The 2,500-nt window shown below is 54.4% G+C and carries 1 tRNA gene and 2 rRNA genes (1 of these 3 cut by a window edge); all 3 read right to left on the reverse strand.

What is annotated here, in order from left to right:
- Positions 1-77 (reverse strand) — tRNA-Met (locus tag AC2FHX_RS20890).
- Between the two features lie 87 nt (positions 78-164).
- Positions 165-279 (reverse strand): 5S ribosomal RNA (gene rrf, locus AC2FHX_RS20895).
- A gap of 182 nt (positions 280-461) precedes the next feature.
- A 23S ribosomal RNA gene (locus tag AC2FHX_RS20900) occupies positions 462-2,500 on the reverse strand; it runs 789 nt beyond the window's last position.

The following is a 2,500-nucleotide window of genomic DNA, read 5'->3' on the forward strand; positions in this document are numbered from 1 at the left end:
TGGTTGCGGGAGTAGGATTTGAACCTACGACCTTCAGGTTATGAGCCTGACGAGCTACCGGGCTGCTCCATCCCGCGACACTAGGTTGGCCTATCGCTTTCGCTACTTGAGGCCGGGGTCGAATAAGTAATTGTATCATTTAGAGAGAATTGGGATTTTTCTAGGTTTGGCGGTGACCTACTCTCCCGGGGCTTAAGCCCAAGTACCATTGGCGCGGCAGTGCTTAACTTCCGGGTTCGGGATGGGACCGGGTGTTTCACTTGCGCTATGACCACCAAACCGAGGAAAATCCCACGTTGCGACTTGCGTAGCAAGCGCGACGGGTGGCAGGCAGCGTCTTTTGCGTGCAAAAGGCGCGTTGCCACTCGGTAGTGTAATCAATCAACAGTGCCGCTTGGCGCGACACAGCCATCGTTAGTCTAAGGTGTGTATGTTTTTGATTTGTCTTTCCATTACTGGATCAAATCAAGCCTATCGGGCGATTAGTACCGGTCAACTGAACGCATTACTGCGCTTACATCTCCGGCCTATTGACGTGGTGGTCTTCCACGGCCCTCAGGGAGACCTTGTTTTGAGGGGGGCTTCCCGCTTAGATGCCTTCAGCGGTTATCCTGTCCGATCATAGCTACCCAGCACTGCCGTTGGCACGACAACTGGTCCACCAGTGGATCGTTCACCCCGGTCCTCTCGTACTAGGGGCAACTCCTCTCAAGTCTCCTACACCCACGGCAGATAGGGACCGAACTGTCTCACGACGTTCTAAACCCAGCTCACGTACCTCTTTAAACGGCGAACAGCCGTACCCTTGGGACCTGCTCCAGCCCCAGGATGAGATGAGCCGACATCGAGGTGCCAAACACTGCCGTCGATATGGACTCTTGGGCAGTATCAGCCTGTTATCCCCGGCGTACCTTTTATCCGTTGAGCGATGGCCCTTCCACTCGGGACCACCGGATCACTATGGCCGTCTTTCGACTCTGCTCGACTTGTCAGTCTCGCAGTCAGGCTGGCTTCTGCCATTGCACTCAACGAGCGATTTCCGACCGCTCTGAGCCAACCTTCGCGCGCCTCCGTTACGCTTTAGGAGGCGACCGCCCCAGTCAAACTACCCGCCACGCAGGGTCCCGGATCCGGATAACGGACCGCGGTTAGACATCAAGAGTGCGAAGGGTGGTATCTCAAGGGAGGCTCCACAAAGACTTGCGTCTCTGCTTCAAAGCCCACCACCTATCCTGCACATCACAATCCTGATGCCAGTGCGAAGCTGTAGTAAAGGTGCACGGGGTCTTTCCGTCTAACCGCGGGAAGCCTGCATCTTGACAGGCAATTCAATTTCGCTGAGTCGATGTTGGAGACAGCGGGGAAGTCGTTACGCCATTCGTGCAGGTCGGAACTTACCCGACAAGGAATTTCGCTACCTTAGGACCGTTATAGTTACGGCCGCCGTTTACCTGGGCTTCAATTCAAGGCTCTCACCTCTCCTTTTAACCTTCAGGCACCGGGCAGGCGTCAGACCCTATACGTCGTCTTGCGACTTCGCAGAGCCCTGTGTTTTTAATAAACAGTCGCCACCCCCTGGTTTGTGCCCCCAGCCCCTAGTTGCCTAGGAACCGGGCCTCCTTCTCGCGAACTTACGGAGGTATTTTGCCGAGTTCCTTCAACATCGTTCTCTCAAGCGCCTTGGTATTCTCTACCAGTCCACCTGTGTCGGTTTAGGGTACGGTCTTATAGGAGGGCTATTTCCAGGAACCTCTCAGCAGCCCATTCAATCCAATAAGGATGAACTACCTCTGAGATCCGTCACCACTCCACGGCCTAGGAATATTAACCTAGTTCCCATCGCCTACGCCTTTCGGCCTCGGCTTAGGGGCCGGCTTACCCTGCTCAGATTAGCTTTAAGCAGGAACCCTTGGACTTTCGGCGAGAGTGTCTCTCACACTCTTTGTCGCTACTCATGTCATCATTCTCACTAGTGATCTCTCCACCGGATCGCTCACGCGCCGGCTTCATCGAAAGCCTCTCTCCTCCAATACGCCCGAAGACGTGAAGGAGGAATGAGACTATGTCACACTACGCTCTGCTACCATGCCTTACGGCATCCTAAGCTTCGGCTCATGGCTTGAGCCCCGTTACATCTTCGCCGCAGGACAACTTATTTAGACCAGTGAGCTGTTACGCTATCTTTAAAGGATGGCTGCTTCTAAGCCAACCTCCTGGTTGTTTTGGTCGTCCCACCTGCTTTCCCACTTAGCCATGAATTGGGGGCCTTAGCTGTAGGTCAGGGTTGTTTCCCTCTCCACTACGGACGTTAGCATCCGCAGTGTGTCTGCCATCTAGTACTCCCGGGTATTCGGAGTTTGGTTAGGATCAGTAAGCCTGTGGGGCCCCATTACCCATCCAGTGCTCTACCCCCCGGGGTATTCGGATGACGCTCTACCTAAATAGATTTCGCAGAGAACCAGCTATCTCCGAGTTTGATTGGCCTTTCACCCCTAGGCAC

The organism is Ruegeria sp. CDSC042 (genome assembly GCF_059610745.1).